This window comes from Candidatus Nitrososphaera gargensis Ga9.2, from assembly GCF_000303155.1.
Taxonomy (GTDB): domain Archaea; phylum Thermoproteota; class Nitrososphaeria; order Nitrososphaerales; family Nitrososphaeraceae; genus Nitrososphaera; species Nitrososphaera gargensis.
Genome location: NC_018719.1, coordinates 1,918,968 through 1,932,838, shown reverse-complemented (window position 1 = coordinate 1,932,838; position 13,871 = coordinate 1,918,968). Strand labels below are relative to the sequence as shown.

General features: G+C 48.0%; 16 protein-coding genes, 2 tRNA genes and 1 pseudogene. 8 read left to right on the top strand and 11 right to left on the bottom strand.

Annotated features, from left to right (window positions below; genetic code table 11):
- Positions 1-73 precede the first annotated feature (73 nt).
- From NGAR_RS17690 to NGAR_RS18505, 6 genes are all read right to left on the bottom strand, one after another.
- Positions 74-232 (bottom strand): hypothetical protein, encoded by a 159-nt coding sequence (locus tag NGAR_RS17690; RefSeq protein ID WP_187147487.1) that lies wholly within the window; start codon positions 230-232, stop codon positions 74-76.
- A gap of 156 nt (positions 233-388) precedes the next feature.
- Positions 389-463, bottom strand: a tRNA-Arg gene (locus NGAR_RS11620).
- A gap of 42 nt (positions 464-505) precedes the next feature.
- The gene (locus NGAR_RS11615) at positions 506-2,869 is read right to left on the bottom strand and encodes a hypothetical protein (RefSeq protein WP_015019936.1); all 2,364 of its coding nucleotides are present in this window, start codon (positions 2,867-2,869) and stop codon (positions 506-508) included.
- 38 nt (positions 2,870-2,907) lie between these two features.
- Positions 2,908-3,660 (bottom strand): 5,6-dimethylbenzimidazole synthase, encoded by a 753-nt coding sequence (bluB, locus tag NGAR_RS11610; protein WP_015019935.1) that lies wholly within the window; start codon positions 3,658-3,660, stop codon positions 2,908-2,910.
- Positions 3,657-4,718, bottom strand: a complete 1,062-nt coding sequence (locus NGAR_RS11605; RefSeq protein WP_015019934.1) for a DNA-methyltransferase — start codon at positions 4,716-4,718, stop codon at positions 3,657-3,659. The genes bluB and NGAR_RS11605 overlap by 4 nt, the downstream gene beginning before the upstream one ends.
- 46 nt (positions 4,719-4,764) lie before the next feature.
- Positions 4,765-4,932 carry a hypothetical protein gene (locus NGAR_RS18505; RefSeq protein ID WP_015019933.1) on the bottom strand — a complete coding sequence of 56 codons (168 nt, stop codon included), beginning with the start codon at positions 4,930-4,932 and terminating at the stop codon, positions 4,765-4,767.
- Between the two features lie 121 nt (positions 4,933-5,053).
- Between NGAR_RS18505 and NGAR_RS11600 the strand changes: the two genes are divergently transcribed.
- A tRNA-Val gene (locus tag NGAR_RS11600) sits at positions 5,054-5,128 on the top strand.
- A 7-nt stretch (positions 5,129-5,135) separates the two neighbouring features.
- Here the strand turns inward: NGAR_RS11600 and NGAR_RS11595 are convergent.
- The 3 genes from NGAR_RS11595 to NGAR_RS11590 form a co-directional block, all read right to left on the bottom strand.
- Positions 5,136-5,489, bottom strand: coding sequence for a hypothetical protein (locus NGAR_RS11595; RefSeq protein WP_015019932.1), 354 nt, complete (start codon positions 5,487-5,489; stop codon positions 5,136-5,138).
- A gap of 43 nt (positions 5,490-5,532) precedes the next feature.
- Positions 5,533-5,703, bottom strand: coding sequence for a hypothetical protein (locus NGAR_RS17685; protein ID WP_187147486.1), 171 nt, complete (start codon positions 5,701-5,703; stop codon positions 5,533-5,535).
- Between the two features lie 71 nt (positions 5,704-5,774).
- Positions 5,775-6,446, bottom strand: a complete 672-nt coding sequence (locus NGAR_RS11590; protein ID WP_015019930.1) for a PH domain-containing protein — start codon at positions 6,444-6,446, stop codon at positions 5,775-5,777.
- A gap of 411 nt (positions 6,447-6,857) precedes the next feature.
- Here NGAR_RS11590 and NGAR_RS11585 point away from each other — a divergent pair, with 411 nt between their 5' ends.
- The 3 genes and pseudogenes from NGAR_RS11585 to NGAR_RS19390 all read left to right on the top strand — a co-directional run.
- Complete coding sequence (locus tag NGAR_RS11585; RefSeq protein ID WP_015019929.1) at positions 6,858-7,391, top strand: hypothetical protein; 534 nt, start codon at positions 6,858-6,860, stop codon at positions 7,389-7,391.
- A 100-nt stretch (positions 7,392-7,491) separates the two neighbouring features.
- On the top strand, positions 7,492-8,103 hold the full coding sequence (locus NGAR_RS11580; protein ID WP_187147485.1) for a DUF47 domain-containing protein: 612 nt from the start codon (positions 7,492-7,494) through the stop codon (positions 8,101-8,103).
- Positions 8,104-8,168: 65 nt separating this feature from the next.
- Positions 8,169-8,781 (top strand): annotated as a pseudogene (locus NGAR_RS19390) (anion permease); the annotation flags it as partial.
- A 9-nt stretch (positions 8,782-8,790) separates the two neighbouring features.
- Here the strand turns inward: NGAR_RS19390 and NGAR_RS11570 are convergent.
- Entirely contained in the window at positions 8,791-8,994 is a 204-nt protein-coding gene (locus NGAR_RS11570) for a hypothetical protein (protein ID WP_015019926.1), read from the bottom strand.
- A 283-nt stretch (positions 8,995-9,277) separates the two neighbouring features.
- Here NGAR_RS11570 and NGAR_RS11565 point away from each other — a divergent pair, with 283 nt between their 5' ends.
- Both NGAR_RS11565 and NGAR_RS11560 read left to right on the top strand, forming a co-directional pair.
- On the top strand, positions 9,278-10,087 hold the full coding sequence (locus NGAR_RS11565) for a methyltransferase domain-containing protein (RefSeq protein ID WP_148681372.1): 810 nt from the start codon (positions 9,278-9,280) through the stop codon (positions 10,085-10,087).
- Between the two features lie 104 nt (positions 10,088-10,191).
- Complete coding sequence (locus NGAR_RS11560; RefSeq protein WP_015019924.1) at positions 10,192-11,067, top strand: alpha/beta hydrolase; 876 nt, start codon at positions 10,192-10,194, stop codon at positions 11,065-11,067.
- A 7-nt stretch (positions 11,068-11,074) separates the two neighbouring features.
- On the opposite strand, the gene NGAR_RS11555 is transcribed toward NGAR_RS11560, so the two are convergent.
- A complete protein-coding gene (locus tag NGAR_RS11555) occupies positions 11,075-11,896 on the bottom strand; it encodes a hypothetical protein (RefSeq protein ID WP_015019923.1) in 822 nt (273 codons plus the stop codon).
- Between the two features lie 464 nt (positions 11,897-12,360).
- Here NGAR_RS11555 and NGAR_RS11550 point away from each other — a divergent pair, with 464 nt between their 5' ends.
- Together NGAR_RS11550 and NGAR_RS18490 are read left to right on the top strand one after the other, a co-directional pair.
- A complete protein-coding gene (locus tag NGAR_RS11550; protein ID WP_015019922.1) occupies positions 12,361-13,347 on the top strand; it encodes a UbiA prenyltransferase family protein in 987 nt (328 codons plus the stop codon).
- Positions 13,348-13,462: 115 nt separating this feature from the next.
- The gene (locus NGAR_RS18490; RefSeq protein WP_228369168.1) at positions 13,463-13,864 is read left to right on the top strand and encodes a hypothetical protein; all 402 of its coding nucleotides are present in this window, start codon (positions 13,463-13,465) and stop codon (positions 13,862-13,864) included.
- Positions 13,865-13,871 lie beyond the last annotated feature (7 nt).

The window sequence follows — 13,871 nt, the reverse complement described above, 5'->3', positions numbered from 1 at the left end:
TATGTGCAGGTATTGTTCTGCAGTTCCACCAACTTCATGTTCTTGCAGGCCATGCAGCCTCTTTTTCGTCTTGCTAGCCTGCCGGCATCTTTTTCTCTGCGGTCAGCGGCAACAACCTTTTTTGCCTCCTGCCTCTCAGGAACTCAAAGTAAATCCCAGCGGCCAGGCAGCCTAGCCCCAGTGCCGAGCCTGCAATAACAGTCCCATAAAAGAATACGATGTGCCACGGCATGTTTATTCTTCATCGTACCTCCTGTCCCTATTCATTTTTAAAAATTACAAACTGGGACTCTGATGACTTGCGGAAGATCACATTGAAATCCCTCGTGGAATAAGTCTGATCTCCTGCAAAGTTACCAGTGTAAGGATTCGTGTATCCATAAGAGAGCGGGCCCGGAGGGATTCGAACCCTCGACCTAACGCTTAGGAGGCGTTCGCTCTGTCCATGCTGAGCTACGAGCCCTCGCACTGTTCAACCTTTGTAGCGCCAATTTAAGGCATTCGTCTATTTTGGAGCAAGCACCACGACCTGTACTTTTCTGTCATGCCGGAATTCTGGGTCCCGCCAGCCCTCTGGAAAATATGCCTTGTCATTGTGTGTAGCCAGCTGAAAGCCGGCCTGATTTGCGAGCAACACAAGCTCCCTGAAACCTGCACTGTCTTTTTCCATATCGGTTAAGATTCGGAACGCGCCGCCACTTGTCAGCTTTTTTGATATCACTGCAAGCATGGACCGGAATGAGCTCTTGCTTTCCATCGTGGTAAAGGGCGCAGAATGTTCCGGCAGCACCATCAAAAAGTTGTCTATCGACCTGTCGGCAATTGCAGGAAGCAGCTTTTCAGTGTCTCCCCAGAAGGCAGAGGCGTTCTGCGGCTCAAGCTCTGTAAAGCGGGACTTTGCCTTGAAAACTTCGCTTTGATCCTTGCCAATTCCTATGAAATACTCGGCCCAGTTATTGGTAGCCATGTTCTGCAGCATTTCGCCCCTCCTCATACCTATCTCCAAGTTCACTTTCAGGTACATCTTTCTGGCGGTGGCTATGGTCCTGTTAAGCTGCGTTGACGGGTTGCCCTCGTGGAAGAATTGGTAGATCAGGCTCCACCTCTGCCGGAAAATATAGGGAAAGTGTTTCATGCCGATTATCTGCTTGAAGGTCTCATTTTCAGCAAAGTCTGAGAAAAAGGCATCAGTCCTTGGCACGGCCTCGAGCTTAGGCAGGTTCAGCTCGTCGTACAGGTTGGTGACCCTGTCCCATGCCCTCACGGGGTCTGAACCCATGTACGTCACGGCAAGGTCGGCAAGCCACAGGATTTCGGCAAGCAACTTTATCCTGTCGGTGTCCTCGCCTCTGCTGGCCAGCTGCTCCTGAAGGCGCGCGAACATTTCCTGCGCGAGCTTTTGTCTGAAGAACGGAAAGTCTGTTCTCCAGATCAGCATTTCTACCATAATGCTTTCTAGGGGGCTCCAGTTCATCTTGACGAACTCGGGATGCGTAGTGGCAAACTCCTCAGGAGGCGAAAGCGGCGACTTGAACTGACGGAAATAGCTTGCAAATTCTTCCCACCCCATGGTAAAGTAGGCGTCCAGTATTCGCGTCTTTGAAATTTCCTGCATTGTCCTAACGACGCTTGGACCTTTGGGCCCTTCATGTGATGCAAGCGGCTGGCTTGGATCATAGTCGTGCAGGAGCCCTGCCACCAGCGCAATCTCGTAATCCTTGGGTCCAAACTGGATCTCTTGAAATTCTTTTGGAATCATGTGGAGGGTCATATATGACACTTCAAGCGAGTGATGGAAGTTGTGGTATTCGCTTGCACCCTCGCCAAGCCCAAGCTTGGTATATGCATTTTTTAAAAACCTGACAAGCAGCCGCAGCATTTCGATCCTGCTCTGGGGAATCCCTTTTTCAGATGCAAGTTCGAGCAACGAAGCGACGAGCTCGTCGTCCTTGACGTTTGCAAGGTTGGCGTTTGTCTCTTCGATGCCGCGCCTCTTTGCGCCTGGAAAGTTCCTTATAACCTGCCGGTAAACGATCCTCAAAGGCAGGCTCTTGTTGAGGTAGATGCCGAGCGTCATGCCGCTCCACGGGTACTTTATCCTCTGCCTCTCCCATTCTGCCACTTCGTCAGAAGCTGCTACTATCTTCCTGTTGAGGTCGGCGACAAGCTCGGCCAGTTGATCGCCTGCAGCGCCGTCGGCAAACCTGTTACGGTCAGTATTCATCACAAGCCATTGCGGGATCTTGACGACATAGACGTAGCGCGATGTCTTTGCTTCTCCGCCGTCAACCCTCTGCCGGGCTGTGATTGCGACGTTCCGGGTGCCAGTGTTAAACGGCAGGTCTCTGTCCTTGACAACTGTCAGCCGGACCTCGCGGCTCCCGCCCTGAAGGCTGAGCAGTATATGCCAGTACTTGCCTTTGTCCATCCAAGCCGGCACTTGCATTTCCTTGTCCCAGAAATCTATCGGGCCGGCAGGCACAAAACCGGCTTCATAGTCCTTGGTGATTGGGTTGTAGGACTTGTATTCGTACTCGCCTATCATGTGGTCCAGTCTTCGCGCCGCATCCCTTGCGTCCATGACAAGTTGTATGGACTTTGTAAACTCGCGATATGCCATCACGCCCCAGATCGTGCCAAGGGCGCTAAAAAGCGTGAAAATGCCGGCTATGATGTTTACTTCGTTACTGACGAGATATTGCGGGACAAGTGGTATCCCAAACCATCCTGTGGAAAGGAGGCCGGCAAATGCAAGCGTGACAAATAGGTACCTGGCGAGATTGTGATAATGTATGCTAAAAAACAGGCCGCTGCCGCACGCGCAGCAGTCGCAGTTTTCTCGCCCGCCTATGCTAGGTCCAAATTTCAACCCGTTTGCCTGCCGAATGATTACCGTTCAGTGCACGATTATATATTGTCTTCACGATTGCCCTCGCTCATTTTTCCCATGATAGCACAGAGAGATGACCATGATTTGGAATCATGCACGCCCCACTGCTCATAGCAAACCACACTGGCAAGGTCCATCCTTGGAAGCCAGCCGGCACGCTCCAAGTCCGGCTTTTCTGCAAACTCGCTCACGTATCCAAGGCACAGGTATGCGATAGGCTTAACATGCGGCGGTATCGCCAGTATTTTTTCAAGATCTTCATTTGCAAGGATGCTCACCCAGCCGACCCCTACCCCTTCGGCTCTTGCCGCGAGCCAGAGATTCTGAATCGCACAGGCGACGCTGTAGACGCCTGTTTCCTCTATGGATGTCCGACCAAGGACAAAGGGTCCAAAGCGCGTCGGGTCATAGGTGACGCAGATGTTAATTGCAGATTCCAATATCCCTTCAAGCTTTAGCGAAACATATTGTTTTTGCCGCTGCTTGTTGCCATCAAGCATTGAAATCGAGCGCGAGCGCTCGCGCAAAAACGACTCTTTGACCTTCTGGCGGATCGCCCTGTCCTTTATTAGGATAAAGTTCCACGGCTGTGAAAATCCGACTGAAGGAGCATGGTGGGCCGCATTCAATATCCTGAGCAGGACATCGTCTGGTATTTCCCTGTCCACAAAGTGAGAGCGGACGTCCCTTCTTGAGAATATAGCCTTGTACAGCCCTTCTTTCTCGCTGCCAGTCAGGCTGCTACCATTACTACTGTCAGCAGCTGTCAACGCGGACTATTGGGCGCGAGTCCCATTATTAGATTTGCGCCATTGCTACAATCTGCCTTGGTGATGTTCCTGCTGGCCTTTTCCACATTTTCCTTATAAAGGTCTATGCCAACGAACTTGCGGCCAAGAGATGTCGCGACAATGCCAGTGGTCCCCCTCCCGGCGAATGGGTCCAGAACATAATCGCCCTTTTCAGTCGCAAACCTGACTATCATGTCAACTAGCTCCTCAGGAAATATCGCAAAGTGCTCGTTGCCATAGTGCGCCTTTGTTGCAATCTCCCACACGTTTGACGGGTTCTTGCCGTGTGGATTGCAGACTGCAAATATCGGGTAATGCTTGTGATCTCCTATCCTCCGGCGCGTAGCGTGACGCTTGAACTTGCGGTAGCATGTCGGGCAGAACTTTTCCGGATCGTAGCCATAGGCTCGAGCTATCTCTGAAGTCGTTGGAAGCTCTGAAAGTGGAGTCGAAGGTGACGCACCATGTATGATGTTTGCAATGCGCGTGATCTCGCTCTTGTTGGGGTTCTCTGGCGCGTACTGTACCATGTCCGGTGGTGGTACCTTGTTGCGCCCTTCGACCGCCTCGTTGCCCTGCACTCTTACCGCGTCAAGGTTTGCATACGAGCGGCGATTCTTTGAAAAGAACAAGACATATTCGTATGCTTGGGAAAAGTTGTCCTGCGAGCTGCTGCTCACGTTGTTTTTCTTGTACCAGATAATGTCTTCCCGGAAGACATAGCCTGCATGCACAAGCCTTTCTGCAAGCCTGTGAGGAATCCTCAGTTTTTCATGGCGTCGCCTGGTGTCGCCTATGACTATCCACAAGCTGCCGTCGTCTGCAAGTATGTCTCGACACGCTGAAAATACCTTGGTAAGCGAGTCAAGATACTCTTCGGCTGTATGCTCCCTGCCTATTTCGTGATCGTTGTTGCCATAGTGCCTGTGGCGATAATACGGCGGCGAAGTAATGATTGCGCGAAACTTGTTGCCGGGCAATCGTCTTACAGTCTCGTAAGCGTCGCCGTGAATTATCTTGAAGGACTCGCTGTCCAAATATTGAAATAAAAACTCCCTGGGTGACACTTAACCTTATCTGTGGTTAGTGCAGGTTGGACGTGTTGACCCCTATTCTTCTTACCCTCTCGTCGATGCTGCTGACTACAGAGTTGTGCTCTTTGAGCATGCTATTGTTCTCTTTCAGAGTTGCGAGGATCTCGCTCAATAGACGCAGCGTCTCCTCGTAATACTGAGCATCGCGCCCTTTCATCTGCTAAAATTGAATCTCTAGCGTATATCTGGCTTGTAGAACAAAGCTCAGGAGCGCCGTTCCACAGGTATGCAAAATCTACAACATATATTTGGGCAGCAAAAATTTGCAGTTAATAACGGGGCAGGTGGTCTAGCTCGGTTATGATACCTCGTTGACATCGAGGTGGTCGGGTGTTCAAATCACCCCCTGCCCACTTTTACCTACTTCATGCGTACCAAAAGCGTCAATATCTTGCCTGTCAGAGCATCATGGTCGTAAGGTTGAACTGCCCCCACAATCAGGGTATCGCGGTCGTTTAGGGGGAAAAAGAGCCCGTCGATATACTTGTAGTGGATGGTGATGAATCCAAGTTCGCCAAACTTGTCCTCGTTGGCCTTTGTTGCCCTGACTATCATCTCAATTTGTGAAATCATGTAGCGGAACTCGTCCTCGTCCGGCACAGGGCCGCCTGATTTTAGGTATGAGCCGACGATCTTGCCATTTGACAGTACCATGGCGACTTCTACGCTGCCATGCAAGCCGGCCACGGCTTTGCAGAGCTCTTGATTGTTCATGCTCGGCCGGTACAAGTGCAGCGAAGCATAAAAATTCTAGTGCTCAGGTCCTATCGCGTTTTGGGATATCCTTCTGACCTGCAAATCCACCCAAGTATTCCTTGGCTTCCTCGACTAGAGGGTTATCAACCACCTGCCTGGCGCCGCTTGCAATCCCTGAAAAGAACTTCTGCCAGCCAAGCCCTATTATCGCCAATACCAGGATGCCGATCAAAATTGCCGCTAGAATTGCACCCATGCAGTTATGCCGCAGGATTGAACTCTTAAGATTTCTGGAGCCTTTCTCTATTGGAGAAAGTTGTCCGGAAACTTTTGGTGGCACGTGCTGCAGAAAATCGCGTCATCCGAAGTGACTGCGTCGCAGCTTGGGCAAACTTTAAAGATATTTGTCTCTATCTGCACGCTCTTGCCGCATTCTGGGCAAAACTTGGATGCTGGCTGCACGGTGAAATTGCAGTAGCGACAAGAAGCTGTTGTGTTATCGGCGCTTTGCGCTGGCTTTTTTTCTTCTTTTTCGACAGGCTGTACTTCTGCTGCAGCAGCCTGCTCTACTGTCTGCACTGCACTGATGTCAGGAATTGTCAGCTGGTTCTGACCTGGCAGCTCGCCTCTTATCCCTCTCTGGATGAGCTGACTGATTCTCTGGGCAGCCTTTTTTTCGAGCGCTGGAAGCTTGACTTTGTAGTCTGTAAAATGCGGCTTGAAGTAAAGTTCTGTCGTGAAAACTCCGCGCTTGAGCATGACCGTGGATATGTCTCTGTAGCTGATATCCATTATGTCTACTTTCAACCCGAACCAGCGCGGGTCCTTGAATATGACGCGTATGTTTGTAATGTAGATACTGTTTGGCAAGAATGAGCCGCCCGGGGCAACCTTTGACTGCGAGGCTATGAATATGATCTGTTCACCCGGAAGAAGTATGCCCCGGATATCGGGGTCAATATCTTCAATTGTCAATGTGACAGAAAATGATGATTTTGTTATTAATTTTCTGTAAAAAGCTTCTACTTTAGAGGCGATAAATTATCTTATACTATCCAATCAATAAACAGAACGTAGGTATTCATGTGGACGAGCCATGCTACCTACGCCAAACTTAATTTTAGCAGTATTGATAGTCGCTACCTGGTATATATCTACACATCCAACATTAACTATTCCAAGTATAGACTGGCAAATCCGCAGTTTGTTTGGCGCGCCTATCAAAAAGATGGGGTGTTAACAGATCCCCTCTTTCTATTTTACATAATATAGAATTACGAACTAATGAGTGATAAAATGCAAAAAATCAACATTCTAATTATTTAAATACATAATATTCAACTTTCACGAAGGAAGCCTTAATAATTTGGAAAACAATAATACCCTGTGACACATGCGTTTGAGGACGAGTCGCTTGGCTTGGAGCTGAAAGGTTATAGCTTGGTAGCAAATAGCGCGCTGGAAACCAAGATCGCGATTTACACTCCAGAGATCGTCCAATCGATCCTGTCTGAGAATCCAGAGATCGTAGATCGCTGGCTGCAAAACTTGCACAACGAATACATCCGCAAGAAAAAATCATGTGACTTTGAGAACGATCCAGTTGCCTGTTTTACAGTTTCTGCCTATGAACAATTTGAGAAGCATTTCAAGAGCTGGCAAGATGGCGGGATAATAGCAATAACGCTGCCACATGACAGGGTAATCAGGATCAGCAAGGATCCATTGATTTCTGTCATCGCAGATTCTAAGAACAGCAGCTATCTTGTCTGCAACAAATGCATGACATCATTTACGGATCTAGACGAGTTTGAAAAACACTGCAGGCAGGAAACCGAGGCCAAGCCGGTAGAGAAAAAGAAGAAAAGGGAAAAACTCTATGAGGTCGCGCCAAATCCTATATGGTGGCTTGCACCTTGACACCTGCCAATCATCAATATAGATCATATGGTATATGGTAGTATGCAATATATTCACGTAGTTTAGATTTCGGTCTATGATAGCCGGCTTCCTCTCGCGAGTGCGCGCCAACGACAAGGAGATAATAGACAAACTGGAGATGCAGAACGCCAACCTGCTCAAGGCAACCAGCGCCCTTGTAGAATTGATATCAAACTTTGACAATGTCAACGAGCGCAAGGCAAAGATAAAGGACCTAGAGCACGAGGGCGACAGGATCACGCACGATCTCTATATGTTGCTGGACAGAACTTTTGTGACGCCGCTGGATCGCGAAGATATATCAAGCCTTACAGGCGTCGTAGACGGAATCCTAGATTACACCGACGAGACAGCCGAGAGATTCGTTCCGTTCAAGATAAAAGAACCGACTTCATACATGCTAGAGCTGGCCAAGATTTTACTGTCTGCATCGCAGGAGGTGCATCTGCCCATGACACGCCTCAGAGGGTTCAAGAATTCCGCTGACCTGGTGGAGCACTGCCGCAACATCAGCAAGTACGAGCACGAGGCTGACACGATTTACCGGACTGCGATTGCAGAGCTCCTTGAGACAAGCAACCCATTTGAAATCATCAAGCTAAAAGAGGTTTATGAAACTCTTGAGGTGGCGCTTGACAAATGCGCCGACGTTGCTGACGTGTTTGAAGACATTGCGCTCAAGTATGGTTGATGATCAGGCGTGGCTGAAGAGGAAATAATACTGGTTGTTTACGGGGCAATAGCAGCAGCGCTTTTTTTGACTTTGTTAACGAGTTCCACGATGCTGCAAACTCGATAGCGACAGTTGTGGGCACGAGAGTGCTGCTGCCGCTCCAGGCAGTAAGCATTGCCGCATTTGCAAATTCGCAGGACCCTTTGTATTTGGCACGGCGGTAGCGGCAACTGTGGGCAAGGGCATAATCCAGCCCGAGTTCTCGACCGTTTATGCAATTCTTGCAGGTCTGATCGGCGCCATAGTGTGGGACCTTATTACTTGGTGGTTTGGCCTGCCATCATCAAGCAGACACGCGCTTATTGGAGGGCTCATTGGCTCTGCACTTGTTGTTGGGGGCTTGCAGGCACTTTCTTTGGCGGCTGGAGGATTGTCAAGACGATGGCATTCCGGCTGACCAGCCGAAGGCCATATCAGGGGTTCTGCGCAGAGACGGGCGGCGGGGCCATCCTGACATCGATGGCTTGGCTTGGAATTCCTGTCAACACCACTCATGCGATTTCTGGCGCAATCATGGGAGCAGGAGCCACAAAAAGACTCTCCGCTATCCGCTGGAGCCTTGGCCGGCGCATAGTGTATGCATGGATAATAATGATACCGGCCAGTGCTGCGCTGGCTGCCGCAACCTGTTACTAATAAGGATGATTATTGGCTGAACGACTTGACGGACTTGTCACAGCATCTTTTGAGAACGGTTACTTCGCTGATAATGCCGTCAATAAGGACATTAAAAGACTTCCTGCCCACGTTGCTGATGTCACACGAGATCACCTGAAGGCGCTTGAACTGATCAGAAATTGGGGAAACGTTCACAACCTTAAAAGAATCTGTCGCAAATGTGGTTGTCACGAAATGCATGTACAAAACGATCTTAAGAACAATTTCTATATGTTCTGTATATGGCTATATTGACTTCGTCGAAGCCAAGGCAGCCGGTGTCACGTTCCTGTGAAGTTGCTGCGCTTGTAGGTGCCCAGCAAAGCTCGCCAATGCTTTGCCTAACTCTATATCTGCTTGTTGTCCTGAAGCAGGCACACATGGAGAGTTGAGAAAAGGTTAAGAGAACCTACGAAATATTTCCCACTGTGAGGGCAAGGCTAAAGCTTCTTGCCTAAGTGTAGGGGGGAGCGCAGTGACAGAAAGTTATATCTTGGGCGATCATGACCGCGAGATAAAAAGGCTTGAAACACAGGCAAAACTCTTCGAGCCTCTGACAAGACAGACGCTTTTGGCTGCCGGGTTGAAGAAGGGTATGAGCTGCGCTGATATTGGCTGTGGCTCGGGTTCTGTCAGCAGATTGATGGCTGAAATGGTAGGCGTGGCAGGGCGTGTGCTAGGCGTGGACATGGACGATAGATACCTTCAGTACTGCCGGACGGTCAGTCCCCAACACAACATGGAGTTTGTACATGACAATATTTGCGAAAGCAGGCTTGATGGAAAAGAGAGGTTTGATATCGTCTATTCTAGGTTTGTCTTTCACCATCTGAACGATACGAAGAAGGCGGTGCGTTCCATGATCCAGCTGGCAAAAAGAGGGGGAGCGATAATAATCCAAGAGCTGGACCACGCGCCAGGCTCCTGGTTATCGTATCCTGAGAACAAGGCCTTCAATAGTCTCAGAGAGGTCTATGTTGCGCTGATCAAAAAGACTGGTGCGGATCCTCTGGCAGGAAGAAAATTGTACAAACTTCTGATGGATGAGTCCCTTGATACAACCATAGAGTGCTATTCGCCTTGCATCTTGATGGGTTGCGAGCCGTACAGCTCCCTTGGATGGCAACTTGCAGATAGCTTGAAGCCGCGGATCTTAAAGCATGGGCTACAAAGCGAGCGAGAGTTTGCAAACATGTACAAAGGTTTGAAAGAGCTTGCAAAGAAAAAAGGAAGTTTTGTGACATACGCGAGGCTATTTAGCGCAGTTGGAAGAAAAAGAAAATAGCTGTCTGCCACTGACAATCTTGACAGTCACAGCGTGGCAGAAAAACCTCAATGCAGAAACCTATTTGAACTTCCGAGTTGTGCAAGCACTAGGGTGCATAGTTTGTGACCTTCTATGAGACGGCAAGCGGCAAGATAAACGTCATTGAAACTCTTTCAAAGGAGCCCAAAAATGATACTGTATTATGCATACACGGACTTTGCTGCGATGCCCGGATCTTTACATACATTGGCATCAAACTGTCAGAGGCCGGATACAATGTTGCCAGCATGGATCTGCCGGGTCACGGCAGGTCTGATGGCGAAAAGGGCGACCTTGATTTTGATATGTGCATAAAGTCCATAGATCAGATAGTTAGAGATCTGAAAAAAAGATCGTCAAGGGTGTTCTTGCTAGCTCACAGCATGGGCAGCACTTTTGCGCTGTGGTATGCACACCTGTTCAAGAGTTCCATCGACGGGTTGATCCTGCTCTGCCCGTACATTCGGGTCCGCAATATGAAAAGAAGATTTGACGCAGAGCCCAATACAATCCAGTCTTTGTTATTGCTCCTTGGCAGGATATTTGTCCCGAGCAAGCGTCTTGACATCACAAAGGCTTTTCCCACTTATGTCAGGATCGGCGGCGACAGGGTTGCATGGATGATGAAGGATCCGATAATAAATTTCCGATATTCATACAGATACCTTGTAGATGTAATTACCGTAAAGAACAACAAGCTGGCAGAGCTATCAGATGTCGGCGATCTGCCGGTGCTGCTTTTGCATGGAAAAGAAGATAGGAACGTGTATCTTCAGGTCTCTGAAGAATTCTTCAAACTCTTGCGCACAAAAAGAAAGAATATCGAGATATTTGACTGCGATCACTGGTTCTATGATGCAATGTTCTATATTCAATCCTCGACTTACACAGAAGAATCCAGAATGAAATTCATCTCATCACTGGTAACGTGGATGAGATCCTTGGATGGCAGAAAATAATACAATTTTATTTTTCGCGAACGCTTGCTAAAAGCTGTGGAACCTTGGCGTCTTTTGCCAGCATATGGTAGTATGATATGAAGCGCTGTGCAAGGTACGGGTCATCATAGTGCGAAACCGCAAGCGTAAACTGCTCTGGGCTGGTATAGTTAGTTGTTTCGTAGCAGACTGTGGTGCCATCGACCACCATAAAGCTGGCTGATAGGTTTGCTTTCCTCAGGTCAAACCTGTGGGACTTGATTATGTTGTTTACCATCTCTGCTGTTTCCCTGTTTGGCGGGACTCGAAGTATTGCATTAAGCCTGTTTTCAAGGCTGATCTGGTCTGGGAGACCATCTAGCAGATGCATTGTTAGGCCCTCGTTGGCAATCTTGTGGAACATTAACTTTGAGAAATGAGGATCGTAGTAGCGAGTGGCCATGAATACTTCGTTTTTTGCGCTTTCGAGCAATTTTGTTACTTCCAAGACTAGCCGGTTATAGTCTTTGACGACAGAGAACCCTGATAGGTGTGTGCCATTTACGATGCTCTTCAAGCTGCTGTTTCGGATTATTTCATCTATGACTTTTTCCTTCTGCTGCAAGGGAAAGTCCTGCCTTGACTTCAAGACGTCGATCGCTTTGAGGTTCCAATAGTTGGCCAGAATATCTTCAAGCGTCTTGACATGCCCATTGTAGATTAGGGAGCCAAACGTAGTAGTCCTATAAACTGAATCGCGTTTCTCAATCAAGCCTAAATCGCGGAGCCGCTTTAATCGTACGTAAAACTGTTTCTTGCTCAGGTTGCCTTTGTAGCTTTCTGCAGAAGCCCTGAAACCAGAATATGCCATTTTTATTATATTTAGTGAATGTCTGTCTGCTAAAATAGAAAAAATCTCTCCTATAGTAGCTGTCTCTGGCATATATCTATCCAAGAGTCGCCTCTGAGATATTTAAGTTTTAATAAGTTTCCAGTTATGGAGAATAAATTGTTTCTTAGTAAGGACATCCATTTGATATCTTTAAGGGAAAAAATAGAATAATTATGATGAAATATGTTATTTCTACAAATATTTGGCATGGGTAACTATCATAGTTCTAGGCGGAGAGCTATATGCTGACCGTAAGAATACAGCAATTGACGGCCTAGCCCTGCAATAAGCTTTAGCTGCTTAGTCGCGTTATTTCTTATGAAAACTATCTTCGTAGCTAGGAAGCCCAGCTATAATATTGTGGAAAAACAGACAATAAATGTCAGAACTTTCCTCCATAAGAAACTCTATGCAAAAAAGATGGCAAGCATCCTTGGAATGCTATGACCGCAATAATAGAAGGAGGACAACAACAACCGCAGGAAAATATCAATTCGCAAGTCAAAGCTTCTTTTGTACGTTCCCAGCTGATCCTCTTTAATTCCCGCAGAAAGTTTGGTCTCCTCTACTCCCTTGCAACTTTGGCTGGCATATTTTGCGTACCCGGTGTTATTGGTGCGATAGGTTCCGAGACAGAAATCTTGGAGGCGATTCGTGGGGTCCTCCCACTGCCTTTTATCTCACTACTTGTGGCCGTAGGAATGTATATACTGAACGATCTTGTCGATGCAGATCTTGACAGAACCAATGCAAAAAGTCGGCCAATACCTTCTGGCAAGGTTTCAAGACGCCAGGTCTGGACCTTCATAGTGCTCACAAATGGAACAGGAGTCGTGCTAGCCGCAAGTACATCCAATCTGACCAGCATTATGCTAGTAGCGCCGATGTTGCTTATTGGCATCCTATATTCTGCACCGAAAGTCGCTCTGATGAAAAGGTTTGTCATCAAGAACCTGACGATTGCCATATTCTACATGCTCTGCGTGCTCCTTGGAATCACTTCAAGCTATGGGACAGAGCTGGCATTCAGCGAGCCTATCGTGCCAATCCACGCTATGGCAATATTTGGGATCATGATATTTGTTGGCTCTATAGTCAACGATCTAGGTGATGTCAAGGGAGACAGGGCAGCAGGAAGGCGCACAATTCCTATTGTACTTGGAGGAAAAAGCACCCTTACGACATTAATAATTCTCTTGGCGTGCATGCCTGCCATATCTTGGACGCTTTATGCTCTGGCGGCTGATGGCATGAGCATGACTACCGCGATAGCTACTAGTGTCGTGGGGCTGCTTGCAGTGGCAAGGATGACAAAAATATCGCGAGTGCTACAGGACGCTGAATTGATGCGCAAACAACACAAGAAATGGTTCCCGCTGCACATGGTGTTGCAAACAAGCTTTGTAATCGGGGGGTTGCTGTTCATTTAGTATAGTGTGTTCTTGTACTCTTAGTCGTTCCCATTATTGGAGACTTTTGTCGCATATCTCCACCTGATAGAGAATAAAGCTATAATAAGCACGCAAATATCATTCGATATAGAATATGGCTAAGGCGCAGACGCCGGCGACAGTCCTTAGGACTATTGCCGATGACAAATCATTGGAACTTTTCAAGACCATTGCCCAAGGAACAATTGACAGCGAAAGCCTGAAGAGCAAGACAAAGCTCACGCGCAAGCAATACTATTCGAGGCTGTCTAGGATGACAAAGGCAGGACTTGTTAGGAAAAAGAGCGGCAAGTACCTTCTCACTGCCTTTGGCAAAGTTGTTTTTGACGCTCAAACGACCGTAGAGCATGCTCTTACCAGCTACTGGAAGCTCAGGGCAATCGACTCACTCGAAATGTCAAACGAGCTTCCAGAAGAAGAGCAACAGAAACTGATCGATGCGCTGCTCGACAATCAGGAAATAAAGGGAATCCTTGTAGGTTCTGCCAAGTCTTAGGTTGACT

Bases quoted from the DNA above. Each gene is read 5' to 3' on its own strand.
- NGAR_RS18505 (WP_015019933.1), bottom strand. From the start codon at position 4,932: ATGAAAGGGCGCGATGCTCAGTATTACGAGGAGACGCTGCGTCTATTG.
- NGAR_RS11595 (WP_015019932.1), bottom strand. From the start codon at position 5,489: ATGAACAATCAAGAGCTCTGCAAAGCCGTGGCCGGCTTGCATGGCAGC.
- NGAR_RS17690 (WP_187147487.1), bottom strand. From the start codon at position 232: ATGCCGTGGCACATCGTATTCTTTTATGGGACTGTTATTGCAGGCTCG.
- NGAR_RS11555 (WP_015019923.1), bottom strand. From the start codon at position 11,896: ATGGCATATTCTGGTTTCAGGGCTTCTGCAGAAAGCTACAAAGGCAAC.
- NGAR_RS18490 (WP_228369168.1), top strand. From the start codon at position 13,463: ATGGCTAAGGCGCAGACGCCGGCGACAGTCCTTAGGACTATTGCCGAT.
- NGAR_RS11550 (WP_015019922.1), top strand. From the start codon at position 12,361: ATGACCGCAATAATAGAAGGAGGACAACAACAACCGCAGGAAAATATC.